Raw genomic sequence first — 24538 nt, 5'->3', positions numbered from 1 at the left:
GTGATCGACAGGATCGCCTCATCCCTAACTAAAGAGATGCAGTTTGCATCTCTTTTTGTTTGAGGAGCCAAGAGAATGAACAGTGATTCCATGCAGCGCGTGGCGGTTGTCGGTGCAGGTGGTGCGATTGGTGAAGCTTTTTGCCGCGCATTGCTCGACAAGCCATCCATTCAGCAAGTCTTTGCGTTGGGGCGCCACCCCGCACCACTTGCTGAGATAAGTGAAAAGGTGGTGCCTGTGGCGGTGAATATTCGCGATGAAGCATCAATACAAGCGGCGGTCGAGCACATCGACGACAACCGTTTAGATGCGGTGATCATTGCCTCGGGCATGCTTCATGATGATGCGGTCAGCCCAGAAAAGCGGCTCGCGGCTTGCAGCAGTGAGGCCATGCACCAGCTTTTTGATGTGAATGCCGTTGCGCCGCTGCTGTTGAGCAAACATCTTACGGTCAAATTGAAGCGCAACGCTGAGGCGAAGCTCGCCATCTTGTCGGCGCGCGTGGGCAGTATCAGTGATAATCGTGCGGGCGGTTGGTATGCCTACCGTGCAAGCAAAGCGGCGGTGAACATGTTGATCAAATGCATGAGCATCGAGCTTGGTCGCCAAGACAAATCATTAACCGTGGTTGGCCTGCATCCGGGGACCGTCGACAGCCGTTTATCTGCGCCATTCCAAGCCAATGTTAAGCCCGGTAAGTTATTCAGCCCAGCTCAATCGGCTGGCTACTTATTGTCGGTACTGGATGGCCTCGACAGTCGCCATACTGGGCGTCTGTTTGCGTGGGACGGGGAGGAAATTGCCCCATAGGTTGGGGCATTGTTACGTTATTTCCAATGCAATGGCTGCTCCAAAGTCGACAAAGGCTTTTCCGTGCCAAGCCCTATCATTTCATCATATGCCGTGTCCGTGACTAACACGTATTGCGCGGCATTAACCCATTCAAAATCATCTTTTACCGCCAGCAAGCTGCGAGATAAATAGGGTTTATCGCCTTGATAAATTAGCTTCTGCTCCACCGTATCGCCGTGACGTAAAAAGGCGATGGCTTGATATAACATGCCATCAATGCCACGGATCTGAATCTTGTCAATGTTGTCGTAATTTATCAGTTCGCTCAGTTGTAAATTCATCACTCGTCCTTGCAGTTAGGCCTTTCTTAAATACTACGAGCCATGCAAGCACGCGGATCCCTCGAGAGTGAGGCATTACCCGTAGCGATAGCCTTTTGGATGCGCAATGTAAAATAAATGTTACGCAAAGGTAAAATTAAAACCAGAGTGAGGAGATGATTTTCTCAGCAAAGTCGACGTAATCTGTGAGTAACGGAGACATTGCGTAAGGCTAAGGGCCGCTGTTTACGCGCGATTTTTACGCCAGACAACGACACAAGGCGGTGAACGTGAAACAGAGTAAATACGAATCAAAACCAGTTGATGAGCTGGGTCGTGTAGCCTGGTCGGCACAAGAAAACGATGTATGGCGCCAGTTAGTCACACGGCAGCTTGCGTGTATCAAAGACAAAGCATGTCAGGAATATCTCGACGGGTTACGAATGCTCGACTTGCCGCATGACACGGTGCCACAAATCCCTGATGTGAATGCCGTGTTAATGCGAGAGACGGGCTGGCAAGTGGCCCCTGTGCCTGCGTTGATTGATTTCGACCAGTTCTTCGCCTTATTGGCGGACAAGAAATTCCCAGCGGCGACCTTTTTGCGCACTAAAGACGATTTCGATTACTTGCAAGAGCCGGATTATTTTCATGAGATCTTCGGCCACTGTGCGATGCTGACCCACCCAGCGTTCGCTGAATTTACCCATATGTATGGTCAACTGGGTAAGAAGGCCACGCCCAAAGAGCGCGTCTATCTTGCACGCTTATATTGGTTTACGGTCGAATTTGGTTTACTCAGTGACTCGCAAGACAATCGCAGTATTTATGGCGGCGGCATCTTGTCGTCGCCGGCGGAGACCGAGTACGCCTTTAATAGCGACAAAGCGGTGCGTAAGCCTTTAGAAGTGATAGATGTCATGCGCACGCCATATCGGATTGACATTATGCAACCCATTTACTTTACCATTGAGTCGATTGACGATTTATTTGCCATCAGCCAACGAGATTTGATTGCTGATGTGCATCAAGCCATGGAACTGGGCCTTCATGCGCCTTTGTTCCCGCCCAAACCGAAAAAGACAGAACAGCAAAAGGAAACGCAACATGTCTGAACTAACTGAGTTGAAATGTGAAGCCTGTAATATTGATGCCCCTTTGGTCAGCGCTGAGGAAATGCCGGCGCTGCTCAAAGACATTCCGCAATGGCGCAAAGTAACACGAGATGGGATTGATCAGCTCGAACGTGAGTTCACCTTCCGCAACTTCAAGTTGGCGTGGGCGTTTGCCAACCAAGTGGCTGAGCTGGCTGAGCAAGAAGGCCACCATCCCGCTATCTTGCTGGAGTGGGGTAAAGTGACCGTGACTTGGTGGTCGCATAAGATTAAAGGCTTGCACAAAAATGATTTTATTTGTGCGGCGAAAACTGACGGCATCGCCCCTGAGTAAACCAAAAAAAGCCCCGAGAGTGATCTCGGGGCGTATCTTTTTCGCTCACTTGCTATCTATCCCTGTCACGCAAGTATCAATCCTGCGCCGCCAATGCTTTTCATTGGCATAACTCTAAGTAGAGCAAGATAAACTTCAAAAGTTACGCGGTCACTTTTTCGTGTTGTTCTTACTCTTCTTCGTCGCTTGCGTCTTTTGGCTTAACGGCAAAATACTGCGCCAAGATTTCATCGGTGAGCTCACCTTTCTCTTCAAGGGCTTTGAGCTTTGCCACAATCGCTTTTTGTTCGTCGAGTGATGGCAAAGTCTCTGGCTCATGCTCGGGCGCGTCATTGGCAATATGCTGTAAAGGATCCATAAGTTTACATCTCATACGGGATTAACAAATTTACTGACAAGCCTACCATATTCTGGCATGTCGCGTGCCTGATTGATGATTGCACGCTGGCATAATAGTCACTTCATGTCGTTGTTAAGCGTCTCGCGTGTTCTTGACGATGATGCTTTTGCGCGATGTCGCTTAGTACTCGGTTTGGCGTCTTTTGGCATACGCTTTTGAGTATTTTTAGCCTAATACTATGATTTATTTACCGTCTGTCTTGGCATATGGAACAAGTTTTTATTGTCATACTTTAGTAGAAGCGCATAGGATGGAAGGAGCACAAGGCGTGCAGGGTGTCGTGCTAAACGACGCAGGCCTTTAAATGGAAACCCGCACACAGCGGCTATCGCGAGGAAGCAATGATGGACAGATTTGTTGAGTTCTATCACTTAAATGCATTCGTTGCACAAGGACAGGGTGGGAACCCCGCCGGTGTTGTTAGGCATGCAGATATGCTGGATGATGCACAAATGCAGGCGATTGCAACAGACTTCGGCTACCCCGAAACGGCATTTATTTGTCATAGCGAGCATGCTGATATCAGATTGCGGTTCTTTACCCCGACCAATGAGGTCGCGTTTTGTGGTCACGCCACTGTGGCAACATTTTCTGCGCTTTGGCAATTGGGTGAACTTGAAGCTGGCGATTATACGCAAGAAACAGGGGCCGGCGTCCTGCAAGTGTCCATCTTGGATTCGGGAAAAGTTAACTTTGAAACGGCAATCCCAGTTATCAGTGATGGGCCGAATGAAAAGGTGATTGCCGATGCATTTCACATAGACAGTAAAGATATCCTATCGACGGGATTGCCAGTCAAAGTCGTATCTGCGGGTGGACCTAATATCATTTTGCCGCTTGCGTCCCTCGACGCACTGGCTCGGATGTCACAAGACAGAGAGGCAGTTATTGCGCTGACGGAGGCTTACGATTGCATTGGGGTGCATGCGTTTGCTTTGTCGCCCCACGAGTCGGATATCACTGCGTGTTGTCGAAACTTTGCACCTGCGGTCGGGGTGGATGAAGAGGCGGCTACTGGAAGTGCTGCTGCCGCCTTAGCAGCGTACTTGACTGAGTATCAGGGCACACATAATCGGTTTGTTTTTGAGCAGGGTGAGCATATTGGGGCGCGATCGCTACTGTCTGCCGTGGTCAAAGTTGACGCGCAAGGCCACCACCGCGCTTGGGTGGGTGGCGAAGCAAATACCCTAGCACGGCGTGGCTATCGGCTAGATGCGATTAGCGCTTAACTTACTCTGTTCAATCAGAAAAAATCATCAGGGTTGGCGCGATTAGTCTACGTTTATTAAAGGGATCTAATTTGCGGGGTTAACATCGTGAGTGAAACCTTCTTTTCGTGTCAGCCAATTTTTGATGACCGACAGCAGCACTGGGGAAGTGAGCTGCTCTTTCGTGAAGGTCTAGAAAACAAGTTTCCATCAATTGACGAAGACACTGCCACATCAAGGATACTGAGTGCGAATTTCCTGTCTGGTAATGAATTAGACGACCAGTTGCGTTACGTGGTGAGCTTTTCCGAAACCGCGCTATTGGATGAATTACCGCTTTCGATGCCAGTGGCGCGTCTGGTTATCTGTATTAGTGAGAAAACCCGTCCCTCCCCATTACTACTGAACAAGCTCAGAGCCTATAAAAAGGCGGGTTTTATGTTACTTGCGTCTAGCTCGGTCTTTTCTAACCAATGGTTAGAACACATTAATCTGTTTAATTTAATCAGTGTCGATATGGATCGTGATGATCCTATGCGTTGGGTAGGAACCATCTCTGATTATCCTGATATCCGCTTTTTAATTCGAAAAGTAGAGAAGCAAGAAGAGTTTACGCTGGCGCAGCAATTTGGTTTTAGCTTGTTTCAAGGTTACTTTTTTGAGCAGCCGAAAATCCGGCGTCAAAGTGATGTTGCGCCGTCAGTCATCACGCTGTTGGATGCCTGTATTATCATCAACCGAAGCCCCTATGACATTGACGAAATCACAGACGTTATATCACGTGACGTGTCCCTGCTTTATAAGGTGGTCACCAGCGCCAATGTATTGGCCAAGTCCAAGAAAAAAAGCATCACTAATCCTAAACAAGCGGTGGTTTATCTCGGTTTAGAGTCATTACGCCGTTTAATTTCTCTTCTCATCATGTCCAATATGAATCATCAGGAGTGTTTACATTTGCAAAATGCTGCCATTTTGCGCGCAATTTTTATGCAACAAACTGCACCTATGTTGAAAGGACTCGATGCTGATGAAGGTTTTCTGGTTGGTGCGTTTTCTTTTTTAGATGCCATGTTGGGTTGTCCGATGGAAGATGTGGTGGGTCACCTGGATCTGAGTCAAGAAGCTAAGCAAGCTTTACTGGCACAAAATGGCCACTACGGTGCTTTACTGGAAGTATGCAAGAATATCGAGCATGCCAACTGGAATTGGGTGTCGAAAACTTGCGAAAAACTGAAACTGAAAGAACGTGTCGTGTTGAAAGCGTTTGAGAAAGCGCGCGAGCAAACGCAAACACTCGCCGCAACCATGCAGGTATAAGTATGAATCGAGTGGGAATGCGCTTAGCTATCGTTTTGATTGTGTTGGCAACACTGCTGCTAGGTGGGTTTGGCTATTATAACTATCACGTTGCCAAGTCACGCTTAGAGTCGGACATGAATCAGGACTTGACGTCCATTAGCCAGCGACTCAAACAGCGCCTGCCCACATTGATGTGGAATTATGATTTTGAGAATGTCCAAAATGATCTCGATAGCGAGATGGGATCGCGATATGTCCATCGATTAGAACTGGTTGATGTTAATGGGCAGTTCCGGTACGTCACAGACTCAAAAGGGACGCGGGCAGATTCTGAACTGAGTCAGTTGACCATTCCACTTGAATACGATGATCGCAGCCGTTCGGTAAAAGTCGGCGATCTGATCATTTATCGTGATAGTAGGTACATCGATAAAGAGCTCAGCACCGAGATATTACGTACGACGACGCAGATTATTTTGCTGAACTTGCTGGTGGGATTCTTTATTTGGAAATATGCCAAGCAAATCAGCCGAGCCGAGCAAAGCCGCGCGTACCTCGATACCGTTATTCATAGCTATACTGATGCACTCTTGGTGCTAGGTGATAAGCATTCGATTATTACCATCAACGATTCGGCCAAGCGGCTGTTTGAGCTTGAATCTGTCCCTGATGAAGCCATCACACTGTCGGCCATTGTGTCTCGTGTTAAGCCCAACTCGCGCGCCTATTTTTCACAGGCGCTTTACGATTTGAATGGCAAAACTAACCGCTCTTATGAGATAGAAACCGAAAGTGGAGAGCGGGTGGTGCAGGTGAAATCCACTCCCATCAAAGACGAAGATCCACGCGCGCTGAATGTCGCTATTATTCGCGACATCACCGAACAACACCTTGATAAACAAAAAGTCTCTAAAGGGGCAGAGTTATTCTCCGCCATGAAGAGTTTACAAGATAAATTTTTGATTCGAGAGGATTTCAGTAAAAGCTTCCATGATGTCCTCAAAATCTTGCTGCGTATTGGTGAAAGCAATCATGGCATCATTGTTGAAGTGGGTGGCAATGATGAACCAGAGCAAGCGGGCTTACCCTATCATGTGCTTGCCCAAACTCGGTTGATTCAAAACGGTTACGTAGGCGACGAGTTTGTTCGTAATTTGTTGATTGAAATTATTGAAACCAAACAAAGTAAACGCAGCCTGCAAATGGCGGGTATCGCGGGTAACAACCAAAAAATGATCATCAATGTGTTGGGGTTACCGCTATACATGTCGAATCAACTCGTCGGCGTGGTCTGTTTATTCGATGAATCAACCACCTATGATGATGAGTTGCAAAGCTGGATCGATCCGATCTTGTCGAGTTTGAGTTCAATGATTCACTTTGTTCAGCAGAAAAATCTGAACGATATGATCTCTAAAGAGATGGCGAGAGCGAAAGAGCAGGCGGAACGCGCTAATGAATCAAAGACCAATTTTCTGGCGATGATGAGCCATGAGATTCGCACACCGATGAATGGCATTGTAGGGATGTCGAACTTATTAATTGAGACGCCACTGACGCAACAGCAGCGCTATTTCGTCGATACCTTGCAACACTCCTCTACCGCGCTACTAAATATCATCAACGATGTGCTCGATTTGACCAAAATCGAAGCCGGTAAAATGACGCTCTCTAAACAAGTACTCAATGTGGCTGATCTTGTTCACGAATCCTTGAGCATCTTCACTGCCAAAGCGGCAGAAAAACAGTTGCGACTCCATTGTTATATCGATCCTCGTATGCCATGTGATATTGAACTCGATGCGGTCCGCTATAAACAAGTGATTATCAACTTAGTCGGCAATGCGGTGAAGTTTACCAAGCAAGGGCATATTTATGTTCGCTTGTATCAAGCGAAAGATGGCGAAGTCACGAATCTTGTCATGGAAGTAGAAGATACGGGGATCGGGATCCCAGAAGACCGCCATGAGGCTATCTTTGAAAACTTCACTCAGGTGGATAACTCGTATTCGCGCTCTTATCAAGGGACAGGTTTGGGCTTACCGGTATGTCGTAAATTGCTGCGATTGATGGATGGCGATATCACTATTCGTAGCGAGGAAAACAAAGGCACGACGTTTGTGTCTACTGTGCCTATCACCTTCAGTGACTCGCCACATACACTGTTTGATGGTTATGAACTGAGCGCAGAAGAAAAAGCGCAGCACGTTTGTTTGGTCTCAGAAGATAATTTACTCACCACTACATTGGCCGCATACCTCGATCGCCTGTCTGTCTCGTTTGTCAGTGTTACTGACGGGGAGCAAGTTGATACGCGAGATAGCGAACAGTTAACCTTGATGATTGATCAAGACAAGATGCAAAGTTGTCAACAATTAGTGGGTAAAGTCGCCAAGAGTGTCGCCATTAGTCATAATGGCCATCACGATACCGGTATGCAGACGTTGACATGCCCAATTAATTACAGCGAGTTGTATCGAGTATTGACTTCGAATGAGGCGGAGCTTGATGACAACCTTGCGGTCGTTGGGCAGTACGACAATATTCGCTTTGATTTAAATGTTCTGGTCGCGGAGGACCACTTAGTCAACCAAGACTTAATCGATATCATTCTCGCCAAGCTAGGTTGTAAACGCACATTGGCTGAGAACGGCAAAGAAGCGCTTGAGCTGCATAAAAAAACACCTTTCGATATTATTTTAATGGATTGCCAAATGCCTGAAATGGATGGCTTTGAGGCAACGCGCCGTATTCGTGAGTTTGATAAGCACACACCGATTATTGCCGTGACCGCCAATGCGTTATCGGGGGACGCAGAGCGTTGCTTGGACGCAGGCATGAATGGGCATTTAGCCAAACCTTTCAGCAAAGATCAGTTAATTGAGTTACTGATTCTCTATTCCAGCAACGATGCGGTGCATTATGACGATCCGCATGACACCAATGATGGGCTGGATTTGGCGGATTTAGATGAAAACGCTTTGACGGGAATTAAAAATACCAGTGATTCTGTTACAGACACAGACATAAATACAGATATTAAACCTGACCCCGATCATCATGTGAATGGAGCGGCAACCATGGAATCCACTGAGTCTCCCGTCGATATTGCTCATGTCAAAGAACAGGTGGGCGATAGCATGGATCTGGTGAAAATGATCCTTGACAAGTACGTGAATAATCAGACCAATGACTTAGAAAAAATGGAAGTGGCGTTCGATGAGCAAGATGTCGCTGCTGTTAAGAAGCTCGCTCATAAGATGAAAGGTGCGGCGGCGATGATTGGAGCGAATACGCTTTCAGGGATCTGCTTAGAACTTGAAAAATCACCCGCGGAAGATACTGAAACACTCAAAACGTATTTACCGACAATTCGTGAACACACCCAAGCTATTGTTGAGCAGGTCTCTGGCCTACCGGAAACACCTTGATACATCCTGTCACGCTCGTTAGCATGGGCATAGTGTCAAATTAGATTAAAAATTAAAGACCAATCAAACACCTAGTGCTTGACTATTTAGTCGAGCACTAGGTTTTGTTGTGAGGAAAGGTAGATGAACAAAAGTGCTGTGCTGGTTTGCGCCGTCACCTTACTGCTTAGTGGCTGTGGTGAAAAGGCGACCTCTGCACCATCAGAAACGCCAGCTCGACCCGCTAAGCTGTTGACGGTTGCTATTGGTCATGAAGGGATCACCCGTCAATTTCCCGCTCAGGTTGAAGCTGATGATAAAGCATTGCTTTCGTTTCGCGTCTCAGGCGTGATTGAGAGCATGCCGGTGAAAGCAGGTATGGATGTCAATCAGGGAGATACCTTAGCGGAGCTGGATGGCCAACAATATCGCCTGCAGCTAGACAAGGCCAAAGCGCAGTATCAACTGGCTCAGGTGCAGTTCAATCGCGCAGATCGTCTACACAATGACAAAGTCATATCCGAGCAGCGCTTTGATGAAGCGCGCTCGGCGTTGAGTGAGGCTGCTGCTGGTTTAGAGCAAGCACAGGCGAATGTGAATTATACGCAGCTAAAAGCGCCTTATTCCGGCACTGTCTCTTTGCGCATGAAAGAAGTCAATGAGTTTGCCCGAGCTCAAGAGCCTATCCTCCACATTCAGTCGAAAGATATCATTAACGTCAGCTTTCAGTTACCTGAACGATACTTTCATTACTTTAGCCAACAAGCCAAGCAGCTCACGCCATTTGTAACGTTCGACGCGTATGGCGAACGTCGTTTTCCTGCCCAGTTTAAGGAGATGGATACAGAAGCGGACACGAAAACAGCGTCCTATCGGGTCACGGTGAGCTTAATGCGGCCACAAGCGGTGAATGTATTGCCGGGCATGGCAGCGAAGGTGAGTGTCACTATACCGACAGATGCACAGACTTCCATTCCTGACTCAGCACTGATCACGAAAGGAGAAGACCTTGGTGTTTGGCGAGTTGATCCGCAAGGTGTTGTGTCTTTCACGCCCATTCGTTTAGAGGATGGCAAAGTGAGTGATGGCCTTGAAAATGGCGATGTGATTGTTGCGACCGGTGCGGGTGCGCTTCAAGAGGGCGATCGGGTACGAGCTTGGGTGAAGGAGCGTGGACTATGAAATCAGTCGTAAAACTCTTGGGTATCGTAGGCTGTGTGATGCTCCTCTCGGCGTGCCAGCCTGAGTCGACTCCTCGCGAGGTAGCAACGCCAGTGGTGACAACCTTTACGGTACACCATCAGCAACAAGATGAGCGCATTACCTTCCCCGCGGTAGCTGCTGCGGCAGACAAGGCAACGTTAGCGTTTCGGGTGCCTGGCGAGGTGCAGCAAATTAACGTAAAAGCGGGTGATCTGGTCAAGAAAGGCGATGTGCTGGCGCGACTTGAACCTACGGACTATCGCTTAGCGGTTGAGAACGCCAGTGCGCGCTTTGATGTCGCGGATGCTCAATATCGTCGCTCGGCACCTTTGGTCGAGCAGGGTATGCTGGCTCAATCACAATTTGATGAGCTAAAAGCACAGCGCGAAATTGCGCAAGCAGAGTTGGCGCTGGCGAAGCTGCATTTATCCTACATTGAGCTTAAAGCACCGGAAAATGGTGTCATCTCTCGTGTCAGCGTGGAGCCATTTGAAACCATTGCGCCGGGGCAAGCGATAATGAATATCCACGATGCCACACGTGCCGACATTCGCATTCAAGTCCCTGATATTTTGTTTAGTCGCAATGCGGGTGTGAACACGCAATCGGTGCAAACGCGATTGATCCCCGAAGTGATTACCCAACAAGGCAATACCTTCAAGGCGTCGATCGACGAATATACCGCCGAGCCAGATCCGCAAAGCGGTGCCTTTGTGGTGACCTTAACGATGCCGATGCCAGAGCAACAATTCATTCTCGATGGTATGCCCGTTCAAGTCAGTATTTCTCGTCAAGGCTTGCAGCTAACCCGTACTGGGCTCTCTATACCGATAGAAGCGGTGTTTAACCAAGATGGTGACCCGCTTGATCGCGAGCACAGTTATGTGTGGCTCTTGAATACTAAAGACAATACCGTGCACAAGCAACAGATTGAGATGGGGCGCATCCATGGTCATCGGATTGAAGTGGTTGAAGGATTGAAACAGGGCGATCGCATTGTTGTTGACGGCGCGAATCAACTGGCCGACGGACAAACCGTACAGCTCGCGTCAAAAGAGGAAAAGAGATCATGAAGCAAGGCGTGGCAGGCTATTTTATTCAAAATAAAGTCATCAGTTGGATGATTACGCTGATCTTTTTGATAGGGGGTACCATCGCTTTTCTGGGGCTAGGGCGCTTAGAAGATCCGGCTTTTACCATTAAAGATGCAATGGTCATCACCAGCTACCCTGGTGCAACGCCGCAGCAGGTTGAAGAAGAGGTCACTTATCGGCTCGAAAAAGCGGTTCAACAGCTTACCTATGTCGATGAAGTTCGCTCTATTTCCAGTCGTGGCCTCTCCCAGATCACGGTTAAAATGAAACCTAAATATCGTTCGGATGACCTTCCCCAGATATGGGATGAGCTACGCCGAAAAGTGAACGATGCGCGGGGACAACTCCCTCCCGGCGTGAACCCGCCACAAGTGATGGATGACTTTGGTGATGTGTATGGGATTTTATTGGCGATAACCGGTGACGGATATAGCTACAGCGAGCTTAAAGACTATGTGGATTATTTGCGTCGTGAGCTTGAATTAGTCCAAGGGGTGGGCAAAGTACAAGTGACCGGTGCGCAACAGGAACAAGTCTTTATCGAAGTGTCGATTCAGCGCTTGAGCAGCTTGGGTATCTCTCCTAATACCTTATTTAACCTGCTGGCAACCCAAAACTTAGTGAGCAATGCGGGAGCAGTGCGAGTGGGGGATGAGTATATTCGCATTCACCCCACCGGCGAGTTTTCGTCTGTGGATGAATTGGGCAACCTAATCCTCACCGAAGCGGGCTCACAAGGCCTGATTTACCTACGCGACGTTGCGGATGTAAAACGGGGATACCAAGAAGTACCTAGCCAAGTCCTGTCGTATAACGGTAAGCAGGCGTTGCAAGTCGGTATTTCTTTTGCTGATGGTGTCAATGTGGTTGAAGTTGGGCAGAACGTCGATAAACGTTTGGCGGAGCTCAATGATAATCAGCCGGTTGGTATTCAAGTGCATCATGTGTATAACCAGCCCGATGAAGTCGACAACTCGGTCAGCGGTTTTGTGTCTAGTCTTGGGCAAGCGGTGGCGATCGTTATTATCGTGTTGCTCTTTTTTATGGGACTGCGCTCGGGCCTTTTAATTGGCTTGGTGTTGTTGCTAACTGTGCTAGGCACGTTCGTGTTTATGCGCTACTTCGATATTAATTTACAGCGTGTTTCACTCGGTGCCTTGGTCATTGCGCTTGGTATGCTGGTGGATAATGCGATTGTGGTGGTCGAGGGCATATTAGTCGGCTTAAAGCGTGGCCGAACGCGAATGCAGGCCGCGCATGATATTGTCACTCAAACTAAGTGGCCCTTGTTGGGGGCGACCGTGATTGCGGTAACAGCGTTTGCGCCGATTGGCTTATCTGAAGATGCAACCGGTGAGTATTGCGGCACCTTGTTTACGGTTCTGCTGATCTCCTTGATGCTCAGCTGGTTTACGGCCATTACGCTGACGCCCTTTTTTGCCAGCATGTTTTTCAAAGAAACCACCGTCTCCGAGGGTGATGAGCAATCGGACCCCTACAATGGCGTGCTATTTGTGATCTATAAACGATTCTTATCGTTTTGTATGCATCATGCCTATCTGACTCTGCTAGTGATGGTTATTGCGCTGGGAGCCAGTATTTACGGGTTTAGCCACCTGAAACAATCCTTCTTCCCTGACTCGACCACACCGATGTTCATGGTGGATTTATGGCTGCCTGAAGGGACAGATATTCGGGCGACTCAAGGCACTTTGGATGATGTCTCAAGCTGGTTGAGTGAACAAGAGGGCGTGAGCTATGTATCGACCAGTGCTGGGAAAGGGTCTCAGCGCTTTATGTTGACCTATTCACCAGAGAAAACTTACGCCGCGTACGGTGAGCTGATCGTCCGTGTGGATGAGTATGCCCATGTAAAACCCACGATGGGACTGGTACGCACACATATTCAGCAGCAATATCCGAATGTTCAACTTAAGCTCAAACCGATCACTTTAGGGCCGGCTTCGGGGTCAAAAATTGAAGCGCGGATCATCGGACCTGAGCCGACGGAACTACGAGCTATTGCTAAGCAGGTAGAAGCGCGTCTTCATCAAGATCCAGACGCCGTCAATATTCGTCATGACTGGCGCGAACGCACTAAAGTGCTCGAACCTGAGTTTAACGAGAGCCAAGCGCGTCGCTACGGGATTACGAAAAAAGACGTGGACGACCTTTTGACCATGACCTTCAGTGGCAAACGTATTGGCGTGTATCGTGATGGCACCAATTTAATGCCCATTGTAGCCCGCTTGCCAGATGAGGAACGCGTCAATATTAATACCCTCGAAGGGATGAAGATCTGGAGCCCTGTGCTAAAAGACTACATTCCTTTGCAACAGGTGATTCTCGACTATGACCTGCGTTGGGAAGACCCCATCATCATGCGTAAAAATCGCAAACGCATGCTGACAGTGATGGCTGATCCCGATCCGCTGGGTGGTGTCACCGCGGCGACGCTATTGACGCGGGTCCGCAGTGATATCGAGTCGATTCCTCTTCCAGAGGGCTACCGCATTGAATGGGGCGGTGAGCACGAGTCATCCACAGAAGCGAAAGAAGGGCTGTTTAGTATTATGCCTCTGGGTTACCTCTTTATGTTCTTGGTAACCATACTGCTATTTAACTCGGTGAAAGAGTCGTTAATTGTTTGGTTAACCGTGCCGCTTGCAGTCGTTGGGGTGACTACGGGGCTGCTCTTACTGAATACGCCGTTTGGCTTTATGGCATTACTCGGCTTCTTGAGCCTAAGTGGTATGCTGCTGAAAAATGGGATTGTATTGATTGACCAAATCAATTTAGAGGTTGCCAGTGGCAAACAGCGCTACCAAGCGGTAGTGGACGCGGCAGTAAGTCGTGTTCGTCCGGTCTGCATGGCTGCGGTGACGACCATTTTAGGGATGTTGCCGTTGTTACCGGATGTATTTTTCCGCCCAATGGCAGTGACTATCATGTTTGGATTGGGCTTTGCGACCGTGCTAACACTGATTGTGGTGCCTGTACTGTACCGGATTTTTTATCAAATCCATTATCACCGTAATGCCTGATACGACGAAGCACCGCAACCGCGGTGCTTTTTTTATGTCAGTGTCTCAAGGTTGAGGCTGTGGATAACTGCAGAACTATCCACAAAAACAGTTAATAACTCGGTGAATTACGTCGCTAAGAGGCATCAGAAGCGCGATAGTTAAATGTCAATATTCTGAGTAAGACTTTTATAGATCAGTCACAGTCAACAGGACGCTAAATGTAACTGTTTGATTGCCAAAAAGAGAGCGTAAGAGGTTGAGTTGGCATGGCAAAGCAGCTTACCGAAACGGTAAGGCTGCTTTACACCATAGAGAGAAACTAGCTGATTTGTTTGAGGGATAGGGTTAAGTCAAAGGTTGCCATGGGCTCATTGCCATGAAGCGTGGGGCAGGTCGCCACAATGGTGACAGGCTGGTTGACACGCTCACCGGTTTCGATGGTTTCGCGGATCATGGCTTGGATTTTTTGCCCATCGAGGCAGGTAAAAATCACATCGTCTTCTGGGCGCTTATGAAAATCTGCCGTGACTGCTTTGAAAGCGAGACTGATTTTAATCCCGTGTTGCTCGGCCATCGCCATGGCAAGAAAACCGCCTGCCACATCGGCACCTACCGCTAGCGCGCCAAAATACATGCTATTTAGGTGGTTTTTAGTCCGGCGTCCTAATGGGATTCTCATCTGTACGTGCTGATCGTCAATGGCAAGAATTTTGGGCCGACACCAACCAATCATGGGGACTTTGAGAAACCCAAACAGCGAAAGGTGCTGATTAGCGCGAGCCAAAGGGGAAGAAAACATACACACTCCTTGTTAATCTGGTCATACCTGTTCAAGCTACTCGTTGCTGCACTGCGGCGTCAACATTTCATTAACAACAATGCGGAGTGGGTAGCTAAGATTGAGGCTGTGGCAGTAAACCTTGATAATCAGCACGTGCAATAAGGGCAACGGTCTTATTGTCGTTTATCTCTCCTGACGCAATGCGTGCTCTTGCCTCGGCCACGGTTATCAGACGGAGTTGAATAAACTCATCATCATCCAGATTCATTTCAGTCTGGGTGAGGCCAGAAGCCAGATAGAAGTGCTGGACTTCATCACAAAATCCGGGCACGGGGAGCGCAGAACCCAACGAGTGCCACGAAGTGGCTTGGTAGCCCGTTTCCTCTTCAAGCTCACGCTTTGCACCTTCCAGTGAGCATTCATCACCCTCTAACGTCCCGGCGGGTGCTTCTAGCAACCATTGATTAACAGCGGGTCGAAATTGATTGAGCAATACAAGGCGACCGTCCTCAAGTATGGGTAAAATGACCGCCGCGCCTGGATGGCGAATCACATGATGCCGATGATTGCGCCCATCAGGCAGTACGGTTTGTGCCTCTACCAACGACAAGCGTTTCCATTGGTGGTAAATCGTCTCTTTCATCCTATCCTCAACGCGTGTTGTACCCGTTTTTAGTGCAGTGTTTTGGTGTAAAGTATGGTAGCATTCGCGACCTTAAATGGCGCTACTGCGCGCTTTGTCATAGAAATACCATTGGAGTAATACCTTGCAATTTGACGATCTGGGATTAGATAGACGTTTACTGTCGCTCATTGCCCACCGTGGATTTGAAAAGCCAACCGATATCCAGCGACAGGCGATTCCTGTTGTTATGGCCGGGAAGGATCTGTTGGCCTCCTCAAAAACGGGCTCAGGGAAAACGCTGGCTTTTTTATTGCCGGCGATGCAGCGCGTGCTACGTACTAAAGCTCTCAGTCGTCGTGACCCACGTGTTTTGGTGCTCGCGCCAACACGAGAATTGGCAAAGCAAGTGTATGGGCAATTGCGTATGCTGACCAGTGGTACACCCCATAAAGCCGCATTGGTATTGGGGGGGGAAAACTTTAACGAACAAGCGAAAGTTTTCCGTCAGTCACCCACTTTCGTTGTGGCCACACCTGGACGTCTTGCCGATCATCTTAAACAGCATCACTTGTCGTTAGCTGGATTGGAAATGCTGATCCTTGATGAAGCCGATCGTATGCTCGATCTTGGCTTCAAGGCGCAATTAGATGCCATTAATGAGCAAGCCAACCATCGTTTACGCCAAACGCTCATGTTTTCTGCGACTCTGGACCATCAGCAAGTGACAGACATGGCTGCAGGGTTGCTTAAGTCCCCCAAACGCATTGCGGCGGGAGAAACGCATACGCTACATAGTGACATTGAACAGCATTTTGTACTGAGTGATCATCTTGATCACAAGCATGCGCTATTGGATCACTTAATGGAAGCCAATACGCACAAACAGGTGATGGTCTTTACCGCAACGCGCGTAGACACTGAGCGTCTCGCAGAGCGGTTCAATCAAGCCGGCTATAAAGCTATTGCCTTGAGCGGTGAGCTTAACCAGTCATCTCGTAATCGCATTATGGATGAATTTGAGCGCGGCATTCATGATGTGTTGGTCACTACGGATGTAGCATCTCGGGGACTGGACTTGCTTAACGTTTCTATGGTGATCAACTTTGATTTACCGAAGCATGCGGAAGAATATATTCACCGTGTGGGGCGTACAGGGCGAGCTGGGCATCAAGGTTTGGCTTATTCATTGGTTGGCCCGAAAGACTGGCGAAGCTTTAAGAATATTGAAGCGTTTTTGCGTTTAAGCTTATCTTTCACTGCGATTGAGGGCCTAACGGGTAAATTTAAAGGTTTTAAAGAGAAAAAGTCGGCCAAACCTCAGTCGAAAGGGCCTGCGAAACGTAAAAAGCCAACTCAAAAGGCGAAGCCGAAAGCGCCCAAGAAACGCGATAAGAGCTTTTATAACAATGTGCCTGCTGGCGATACGCCCATGATGCGGAAAAAACCTAAACCAGAGTAGGGCAAAATGCCGTTTATCGAATAAAAGGAGGGGTATCCCTCCTTTGTTTTATCTATTATGCCGGCGGCTAGCTACCATCAGGAAGGTATTCGCTGTATATCACTAAATTTTGTACACCAATGAAACTTTGTTTTGCTGAACGCTATGATGTCCAAAAATCTCACTTTTCTTTGGTGAAACTGTGCTTTTTTGCAGCAATTTAATTACATATTACGTACACTGTGTAGCAATCGTTGCTTGATGGTTAAGCAAATGCGGGTTGGCGTGTGCAGTTGACGGCTGCATACAAGATTCATTGACTATTAATAGGAAACGCTGTGGAAACTGCATTGGTCGTTGCTTTTATCACTGCTGCTGCGTGGATTGTGCGCCGCGAACGTGCCGCGCAATAAGCGCTTCACGAGATAACTTGCTGACTAGGCCCTTTAAAACCTCATTCTGTCAGTAAAAAAGCCTTCTCTTTCGAGAAGGCTTTGTTATTTATCGCGCACCGAATAGGCGCGTACTGAAGAGGGAAGTGAGGTTAGTTGTCGTAGTAATCGCCGTCTGCTACCTCATGAAAATCTTCAACTTGGCTCGCGGCTTTAAAATCCGCAGCCGGTTTTGTAAGCCGTCGACGTAACATCGACACTTGCTCTTCCAAGCGATGTGCGGTTTCGATATTACCTTCTTGATAGGCCTCTTGAATTTTTCTTTCAAATTCATCAATACGTTGAGTCATCACCATCGTTTTACCCTCCGACAGTTCCCACGCACAATGACGGCGAACGTCCTGACATGGGTTTTATCACCACGCACACAAGACACACACCACCTTCATAGATGGCATACGTATCTCACATAAAGTTAGTTTAATATAGCGATAAAGCCAGTGAGAGAGGTCACACTGACACGGTCACCCAGAGTAGGAAAGAATAGGGTGGATGACCGTGGCCTATTAATACAGGTATCTGACTGAAAAAATCAACCTATTTTCTTCAAGACCGTTTGCCCGCCACGTCGCACCCAGTGAAAGTGTCTCTGTTGAATGAAAGCGACCGCCAAACTCGACAATGCTCTCGCTGTCATCTTTGTCGAAAATAATCGAGCCGACATACATTGTGGCTTCGAAAGGAGGGGCGATCCAAGCTCGTGCACCGCCACCAATTACTGTCGCAATGTCGCCGGTGTCATGTTTGTCATCCTCTGGACGTCTTAGCCACGCAGCTTCGATTTCTCCGTACAGATCGACAAATTCGTTTACCGGGGCGTGAAAGCCTGCACCGGCAGAGGTATACCAGTCGCCTTCAAACTGCGTATCTCCTTTGGCGACAAAGTGTGCGCCCTCCATAAATGCAAAGCGCGCTAGCCCGCCCAAACCACTTGGGTTGGCCAAAACGTTAATCTGTATGTGGTTGTAGTTGAAGTTAGTGGCGTGAGCATTTGGCAATAATAAGCCACATGCCAGAGCCGCGCTTGCAATCAGGCGTTTTGTCACGTGATACGCTCCTTAATCGTTTAGTGTCAGTGTAATAGCATGTGTAGAACATGCGCAATAAGTGACCACAAGGCGGTGGCTTTTTTATGAGTTGACGCATAGTTGTCAAAATATGGAAAAATTCAATAACTGTTTTTAGTCAAATTAATCTGTGTTTTTTTATCTTTAAAACTCGTAAAAAAATATTTGCACCGTCGCGGTGTTCACGTTAGCGTAAAGGCTCATGAAGAAAAAGCAGCCCGATGAAGCTGCACGCAAGCACAGGATCAAGCCCATGAGTGTACACCCGACAGATGATGTAAGAATTGAACAAATCAAAGAGTTGCTGCCACCGATCGCTGTTTTAGAAAAATTCCCCGCCACAGAGATAGCAGAGAAGACCGTGGTCGACGCACGTCAATCCATTCATCATATTTTGAATGATGAAGACGATAGATTGGTGGTCGTAGTCGGCCCTTGCTCCATTCACGACCCAAATGCTGCCAAAGAATATGCCAGCAAGCTCAAAGCTCTCCGAGAAGAGCTTAATGACGATTTGGAAGTGGTGATGCGCGTTTATTTTGAAAAGCCACGTACGACGGTGGGTTGGAAAGGCCTGATTAATGACCCTTATCTAGACAACAGTTTCAAGATTAACGATGGCCTGCGTTTAGGAAGAGAACTCCTCCTTGATATTGCCAATATGGGCCTACCGGCGGCAGGCGAATTCCTCGATATGATCACGCCGCAATACATGGCCGATTTGATCAGTTGGGGCGCTATTGGTGCACGTACCACTGAGTCTCAAGTGCACCGTGAGTTGGCATCAGGCTTGTCGTGCCCGGTTGGTTTTAAGAACGGTACGGATGGCAATATTAAGATTGCGACGGATGCCATTCGCTCAGCAAGCGCGCCGCATCAGTTCTTATCGGTCACCAAATACGGCCATTCTGCCATTGTTGCAACGGCAGGGAACGATGATTGCCACCTGATCCTTCGCGGCGGCAAGGCGCCTAACTACAGCGCAACAGATGTTGATCAGATCTGTTCATCGCTTGCAGGTGCCGAGTTGCGCCAAAAAGTAATGATCGACTTTAGTCACGCGAACAGCAGCAAGCAATATCAAAAGCAAAAAGAGGTTTGCAACGATGTAGCGGGGCAAATTGCTGGCGGCAATGACGCAATCTTTGGCGTCATGATTGAAAGTCATCTGATTGAGGGGCGCCAAGATCTGATTGAAGGCCAGTCGCTCACTTATGGACAAAGCATCACTGATGGGTGCATTGGCTGGGAAGACACCGAACTAACTTTACGTCAGCTAGCGGACGCTGTGAGAGCCAGACGAAGCACAAAACAGCAGCGTAAGCGTGCTTAAAAAAGAAAAGGGCCAGCGTACAATGCAGGCCCTTACTATCGTGCGACAGTCTAATGTGTGAACATTACTGCGCTTGAAAGATAGATTGAAACTCGCGCTTGAGCGCGGGTTTTAAACGCGCCTGTTTTAATTGCTTAGATAAGTCTTTAACGCAACGTTTAAGCACATCGTCCAGTACCTGCGCTTTGTAGTTCTCTTGCTCGTCCTCGGACATGTCATCGAGTTTGACGTTTTGCAGTTCGTTGAGTGTATCAATCCCGACATAACTTTGGCTGATTGCCACCAAAGCATGAAATTGGTCGAAGCTGTCGAGCACATTTTGCGCACTAGCAGGGAGCTTTTCCCATGCTTCGCGAACACTAGGCTCTGCCGCGTCATGGACGGAAGCGATCATCGTGTACATGGCCTCAGGGGCGTTTTCATAACGAATCACGCTTTGCAGCTCTGGGGAAAACTCATCAAAACTCACATTGGTACTGCTGGTATCGGACATGCACCGACTCTCCTTCACTTTTTATACTAAGCCCACGTCGTTATGAGCGACTTGCGGCTTTTCGGTCTTTCTTTTCGTTATTCTCTGTACGCTCACTACGTGTTTGGTCGTCGAGTGGTACGACGGTATCGGTGGCTAAGGTGGCTCGGTTTTCACCTGCGAGTAAACCGCCTTTCTCAATAGTGAGTTGCTCGGTATTGAGCACGCCTTTCATTTTACCTTGCGAGAGAATGTCAATCGCATCGGCTTCGCATTGTCCTTCAACCAAACCGTTAATCGTAATATGCTTGGCATGAATCGTACCGCGGAAGTGTCCGGTTGCTGAGATAACCACGGCATTAGCCTGAGTGATATTGCCTTCACCAAAGCCATCAATTTGGATATCTCCGTCAAGCTCAATGTCACCAACAACCTTGCAGTTTTTCGCCACGATTGACAAACCAAGGTTACGGTTTGGGGTTGAACGAAACAGGCCCATAGTTTGTACTCCACAATCCATTTCCTACCAGTATATCATCTGGTGTCAGGCTATGTGTTGCGATCTTTTCACTCAAGCCTGACTAACATGTGATCCTGATACCAGTCTGTGTGCCTGTTTGTGCCGAATTATTCAGCACTTAGTTGGAGCGCAATTGCTCGGCTATGCCCAACTTGCTATAACACAGTTATTATCTCGATGAGGACATGGATCATGTCAATGCTATTAACGCCCTATCAACAACGTGTCATCGGTTGTTTGCTCGAAAAAGAAGTGACCACGCCTGACCACTATCCACTGACCTTAAATGCGCTCACGACAGCGGTAAATCAAAAAAGTAATCGAGAGCCTGTCTATACGCTTACCGACGCCGATGTGTTAGATGTCGTGAATACGCTTATCGATGCACGTCTTATTAGCCCACAGGAAGGGAGTGGGAGCCGTGTCTGCAAGTATCAGCATCGCTTCTGTAATACGCCATTCGGTAATTTGACGTTTACGGATCAAGAAAAAGCGATTATTTGCGTGCTGTTGTTACGTGGCCCTCAAACTGCCGGTGAGCTGCGCACAAGAACGCAAAGGTTATGTGAATTTGCCGATATGCAGCAAGTAGAAAGCACGCTGAGTGCCATGATAGAGGCCGAATGGATTATGAAGCTAGCACGTGAGCCCGGTAAACGGGAATCGCGCTACATCCATTTATTTGGTGAATTAACCGAAGCGAGCGCTGAAAGCGAAATGAGACCCGAAACAGAAACGCTAGAGCTAAGCGCAGATAACGCCGCGGTGCCAACCCCATCTCACGGGACGCAGCATGCATTGGAAGCGCGGGTTGATGCGCTTGAGCAAGAGGTCGCCAGCCTGCGCGAGGCATTAAACGGGCTATTATCCAAATAAAAAAACATGAGCGAGTCGTGGTTCGTTTACTTGGTTCGTACGCGGCACAATGCTTTGTATTGTGGCGTGTCGACGGATGTTGAGCGCCGCTTTCAACAGCATCTCAGTGGTAAAGGTGCGCGTGCGTTGCGAGGGAAAGGACCACTTTCTTTGGTGTGGCAATCTCCTGCAATGAGCAAACAAGCCGCCATGCAGTTAGAATATCAGATAAAACAGTGGCCCAAACAGCGCAAAGAGGCCTTATGTCAGAGCTGTGATGACGTCCATCGATGGGAGTCGTAAAGGGCATATGCATCGGTTGCTTGACTATGAATTTGAGTAGCGTAGGTAAGGAATATGCTGTTTCAGTAAGGTAAGGAGTTGATCGACGCCCATGGCGGGATAGTACAAATGACCTTGAATATAACGACAGCCGATTTGGGCTAAGTAGTCTTTCTGGGCTTGGTGTTCGACGCCCTCTGCGACCACTTTCAAGCCTAAGAGATCCGCCATACCGATCACGGCTTGGCAAATCACTGCATCGTCTTTGCATTCGGGGAGTTGGTCGATAAAGCTGCGATCAATTTTAACCGTATCGACAGGGAAATGTTTCAAATAGGCCAGTGATGAATAGCCGGTACCAAAATCATCAATCGCTAGTGATATACCCGCTTCGGTGAGTGTGTGCAGTGTCTGTTGATTTTGTTCCAAATTTTCAATAAACACTTGCTCGGTTAATTCGATTTGCACGCGCTCTGCTGGTACTTGATGGCGTTCGATGGCCTGTAAAATCGTATCAGCCAGAAAACTGTCTTGAAACTCATGACCAGAGACATTAATAGCAAGCATCGGCGGTGCGCAGCCCTCGGTGAGTAGCATGGCATAATGCTCTAGCGCTTTGTTAATGATCCAATTCCCCAGTTGTTGCATCAATCCTGTATCTTCAGCAGTACGGACGATGGTGTCAGGCGAAATGATAGTCCCCCCTTCATCTTGCCAGCGGACTAAGGCTTCAATGCCGACGATACGCTGCGTTTTTAAATCAACCTGAGGCTGAAAATGCAGCATCAATTCATTGCCTTGGATGGCTTTGCGAATGGTGTATTCGATGTCGCGCTTTTGCTGAAGGTGGTCGCGCATCGCCATTTGAAATACGACCACACGGTGGTGCACGAGTTGTCGAGCTCGATGCGCAGCGGTATCGGCGTGGCGTAATAATTCATGAGCCGGCATAGATGTGTCATAGCGATACGCCACACCAATCGCGCAGCTAGGTAAAACAGTCACACCTTGAGCATGGCATTCTTTCTCTACAGTTAAACGCACCTGCTTGGCGTGTACCTCGGCTTCTAACGGCGATAGATCGGTGCGCAGCATGACAAAATGTTCATCACTGGTTCTGGCTAAATAAGCTTGTGGAGGCAATAGATTTTGTAAGCGTTTGGCGACGGTAGTTAATACGTCATCGTGAATGCGGTAGCCATGAAGATCATTGATTTCCTTAATATTATCAATATCGATACAAATCAGCGACAGCGTACGCGTTGCCGAGAGCGTCTTATTAATGGTGTGCTGAATGTGATTAAGCAGTGCATGGCGATTTGGCAGATAGGTCAGGGGATCATGATTAGCAATAAAATGTAGCTGATTTTCAACGTCTTTGCGTTGAGCGATTTCATTTTGCAGTCGAGTAATCGTCGCTTGTTCAGCTTTTCTCGCCATCAAATTGATTTCAATTAAATACAAGGCGATACCTACTAAGATCGTGACGACCAACCCAGAGATGTAAATGAGCATTGGCAAAGATAAAAAGTGTTCCGATTCAGGGCTGTTCCACAATGTAACGATAAATTCCGGGCTGGCGCCGGTTAGCGTGAGCCCAACTTGTCCTGTTGCCGCTCCATTAGGTGGTATGTCTCCGAATACAACGTGCCCATCACTTGCAGCGTAGAGTGTGAGTTTCTGAAACGTATCGAGATAATCAGATGCTAGGTGGCTGATATGTTCTGCAATATCGAGAGTACCACCGAGATAGTAGTCAGGCGTATTCCGATTTTGCGTATAGATAGGGTGTGCAATATGCCAGTCATGGAGCGACTCTACATCCATACGCAAAAGCTGAGCGTTACCGTCTCCTAAAACGTCAAACGGGAATTGCTCGGGCTTTTCTGCATCACTTTGGGGGTAATGCCAACGAATCGTGCGATCAGACTCAGCCCAGAACAAGGCTTGAAAATGAACGTCATTCCCCTGATGGGCTTGCACTAATGCTTGCCATGTCGAGTACGTCGAGGGAATGTTTCTTTCTATCTCGCTGGCAAGCACACTGAGTTCATTAAGGTGAGCATTCATGTGACGCGTTAACGCGTCAGAAAAGGAGCTTGCTTCGACGCTTAATAGCTGCTCGGTGCGCAGTCGTTGTTGTTCTTGTGCGGTATTAAATAAGGAAAAAGTGGCAATCAGGATAGCAAAGCAGATCATCGCAATCACGAGTATAGCGCGGCCGCGAGGTCGAAATGGGCGCTTCGCAATGGAGAAACGGTCATCGATGTTTAGTGTCGTTCTCTGTAAGGGCATGGTCGTGAGAGCTATATCATGGTGGCTTCAAGTGTATGTGACACGAGTGGCTCAAGTCGTATCAATAGTGAGACAAATGTGAGACTCCCTCTTTGATAAGGGATAGGTAAAGCGTAGCAGCTTTTAAGGGGACTGCGTGAGGGTATATCAAGAACCAGAGTAAACTTGTACAAATAAAAAATATTGTACAAAAGTGATCCTTCGCCTACATTGAGTT

The 24538-nt window shown here is 48.0% G+C and carries 22 protein-coding genes; 13 read left to right on the top strand and 9 right to left on the bottom strand.

Annotated features, from left to right (window positions below; all coding sequences use genetic code 11):
- The first annotated feature begins 75 nt into the window (after window positions 1-75).
- Window positions 76-810 (top strand): SDR family NAD(P)-dependent oxidoreductase, encoded by a 735-nt coding sequence (locus tag E8E00_RS14345; RefSeq protein ID WP_096632514.1) that lies wholly within the window; start codon window positions 76-78, stop codon window positions 808-810.
- Between the two features lie 17 nt (window positions 811-827).
- Here E8E00_RS14345 and E8E00_RS14340 read toward each other — a convergent pair whose 3' ends face one another.
- The gene (locus E8E00_RS14340) at window positions 828-1133 is read right to left on the bottom strand and encodes a DUF6482 family protein (protein WP_069586487.1); all 306 of its coding nucleotides are present in this window, start codon (window positions 1131-1133) and stop codon (window positions 828-830) included.
- A gap of 269 nt (window positions 1134-1402) precedes the next feature.
- Here E8E00_RS14340 and phhA point away from each other — a divergent pair, with 269 nt between their 5' ends.
- Together phhA and E8E00_RS14330 are read left to right on the top strand one after the other, a co-directional pair.
- Window positions 1403-2227, top strand: coding sequence for a phenylalanine 4-monooxygenase (phhA, locus tag E8E00_RS14335; protein WP_240531980.1), 825 nt, complete (start codon window positions 1403-1405; stop codon window positions 2225-2227).
- On the top strand, window positions 2220-2561 hold the full coding sequence (locus E8E00_RS14330) for a 4a-hydroxytetrahydrobiopterin dehydratase (RefSeq protein ID WP_069586485.1): 342 nt from the start codon (window positions 2220-2222) through the stop codon (window positions 2559-2561). Before phhA ends, E8E00_RS14330 begins: the two co-directional genes overlap by 8 nt.
- Before the next feature lie 169 nt (window positions 2562-2730).
- On the opposite strand, the gene E8E00_RS14325 is transcribed toward E8E00_RS14330, so the two are convergent.
- Window positions 2731-2919 (bottom strand): ATPase, encoded by a 189-nt coding sequence (locus E8E00_RS14325; RefSeq protein WP_096632520.1) that lies wholly within the window; start codon window positions 2917-2919, stop codon window positions 2731-2733.
- Window positions 2920-3302: 383 nt separating this feature from the next.
- On the opposite strand from E8E00_RS14325, the gene E8E00_RS14320 reads away from it, so the two are divergent.
- From E8E00_RS14320 to E8E00_RS14295, 6 genes are all read left to right on the top strand, one after another.
- Window positions 3303-4190: a PhzF family phenazine biosynthesis protein gene (locus tag E8E00_RS14320; protein WP_240531981.1), complete on the top strand. Its 888-nt coding sequence runs from the start codon at window positions 3303-3305 to the stop codon at window positions 4188-4190.
- 87 nt (window positions 4191-4277) lie between these two features.
- A complete protein-coding gene (locus E8E00_RS14315) occupies window positions 4278-5486 on the top strand; it encodes an EAL and HDOD domain-containing protein (protein WP_096632525.1) in 1209 nt (402 codons plus the stop codon).
- Between the two features lie 2 nt (window positions 5487-5488).
- Window positions 5489-8899 (top strand): PAS domain-containing hybrid sensor histidine kinase/response regulator, encoded by a 3411-nt coding sequence (locus E8E00_RS14310; protein ID WP_240531982.1) that lies wholly within the window; start codon window positions 5489-5491, stop codon window positions 8897-8899.
- 123 nt (window positions 8900-9022) lie between these two features.
- Entirely contained in the window at window positions 9023-10060 is a 1038-nt protein-coding gene (locus E8E00_RS14305) for an efflux RND transporter periplasmic adaptor subunit (protein ID WP_096632528.1), read from the top strand.
- Window positions 10057-11154 carry an efflux RND transporter periplasmic adaptor subunit gene (locus tag E8E00_RS14300; protein ID WP_096632531.1) on the top strand — a complete coding sequence of 366 codons (1098 nt, stop codon included), beginning with the start codon at window positions 10057-10059 and terminating at the stop codon, window positions 11152-11154. The genes E8E00_RS14305 and E8E00_RS14300 overlap by 4 nt, the downstream gene beginning before the upstream one ends.
- Window positions 11151-14219, top strand: a complete 3069-nt coding sequence (locus E8E00_RS14295) for an efflux RND transporter permease subunit (RefSeq protein ID WP_069586441.1) — start codon at window positions 11151-11153, stop codon at window positions 14217-14219. Before E8E00_RS14300 ends, E8E00_RS14295 begins: the two co-directional genes overlap by 4 nt.
- 301 nt (window positions 14220-14520) lie before the next feature.
- Here E8E00_RS14295 and E8E00_RS14290 read toward each other — a convergent pair whose 3' ends face one another.
- Together E8E00_RS14290 and E8E00_RS14285 are read right to left on the bottom strand one after the other, a co-directional pair.
- Complete coding sequence (locus E8E00_RS14290; protein ID WP_096632534.1) at window positions 14521-15000, bottom strand: PaaI family thioesterase; 480 nt, start codon at window positions 14998-15000, stop codon at window positions 14521-14523.
- A gap of 94 nt (window positions 15001-15094) precedes the next feature.
- Window positions 15095-15625 carry an NUDIX hydrolase gene (locus tag E8E00_RS14285; RefSeq protein WP_096632537.1) on the bottom strand — a complete coding sequence of 177 codons (531 nt, stop codon included), beginning with the start codon at window positions 15623-15625 and terminating at the stop codon, window positions 15095-15097.
- 124 nt (window positions 15626-15749) lie between these two features.
- Here E8E00_RS14285 and E8E00_RS14280 point away from each other — a divergent pair, with 124 nt between their 5' ends.
- On the top strand, window positions 15750-17066 hold the full coding sequence (locus tag E8E00_RS14280) for a DEAD/DEAH box helicase (RefSeq protein ID WP_096632540.1): 1317 nt from the start codon (window positions 15750-15752) through the stop codon (window positions 17064-17066).
- A gap of 523 nt (window positions 17067-17589) precedes the next feature.
- On the opposite strand, the gene E8E00_RS14275 is transcribed toward E8E00_RS14280, so the two are convergent.
- Window positions 17590-17787 (bottom strand): hypothetical protein, encoded by a 198-nt coding sequence (locus E8E00_RS14275; protein WP_131825065.1) that lies wholly within the window; start codon window positions 17785-17787, stop codon window positions 17590-17592.
- 216 nt (window positions 17788-18003) lie between these two features.
- Entirely contained in the window at window positions 18004-18543 is a 540-nt protein-coding gene (locus E8E00_RS14270; RefSeq protein ID WP_077457480.1) for a hypothetical protein, read from the bottom strand.
- 274 nt (window positions 18544-18817) lie between these two features.
- On the opposite strand from E8E00_RS14270, the gene aroG reads away from it, so the two are divergent.
- Window positions 18818-19897, top strand: coding sequence for a 3-deoxy-7-phosphoheptulonate synthase AroG (aroG, locus tag E8E00_RS14265; protein WP_096632804.1), 1080 nt, complete (start codon window positions 18818-18820; stop codon window positions 19895-19897).
- Window positions 19898-19961: 64 nt separating this feature from the next.
- Here the strand turns inward: aroG and E8E00_RS14260 are convergent, their stop codons facing one another.
- Entirely contained in the window at window positions 19962-20390 is a 429-nt protein-coding gene (locus tag E8E00_RS14260; RefSeq protein WP_069586447.1) for a DUF3069 domain-containing protein, read from the bottom strand.
- 40 nt (window positions 20391-20430) lie between these two features.
- A complete protein-coding gene (locus E8E00_RS14255) occupies window positions 20431-20868 on the bottom strand; it encodes a polymer-forming cytoskeletal protein (protein WP_077457476.1) in 438 nt (145 codons plus the stop codon).
- Between the two features lie 213 nt (window positions 20869-21081).
- Between E8E00_RS14255 and E8E00_RS14250 the strand changes: the two genes are divergently transcribed.
- Together E8E00_RS14250 and E8E00_RS14245 are read left to right on the top strand one after the other, a co-directional pair.
- Window positions 21082-21765, top strand: coding sequence for a YceH family protein (locus tag E8E00_RS14250; RefSeq protein WP_096632544.1), 684 nt, complete (start codon window positions 21082-21084; stop codon window positions 21763-21765).
- Between the two features lie 6 nt (window positions 21766-21771).
- On the top strand, window positions 21772-22047 hold the full coding sequence (locus E8E00_RS14245) for a GIY-YIG nuclease family protein (RefSeq protein WP_096632547.1): 276 nt from the start codon (window positions 21772-21774) through the stop codon (window positions 22045-22047).
- Between the two features lie 24 nt (window positions 22048-22071).
- Here E8E00_RS14245 and E8E00_RS14240 read toward each other — a convergent pair whose 3' ends face one another.
- Window positions 22072-24225 carry a bifunctional diguanylate cyclase/phosphodiesterase gene (locus E8E00_RS14240; RefSeq protein ID WP_205907472.1) on the bottom strand — a complete coding sequence of 718 codons (2154 nt, stop codon included), beginning with the start codon at window positions 24223-24225 and terminating at the stop codon, window positions 22072-22074.
- Between the last annotated feature and the right edge of the window lie 313 nt (window positions 24226-24538).

This window comes from Salinivibrio sp. YCSC6, from assembly GCF_004916735.1.
Classification (GTDB): Bacteria; Pseudomonadota; Gammaproteobacteria; order Enterobacterales; family Vibrionaceae; genus Salinivibrio; species Salinivibrio proteolyticus.
The sequence above is the reverse complement of the archived record's forward strand: the minus strand, read 5'-3'. Positions and strand labels throughout refer to the sequence as shown.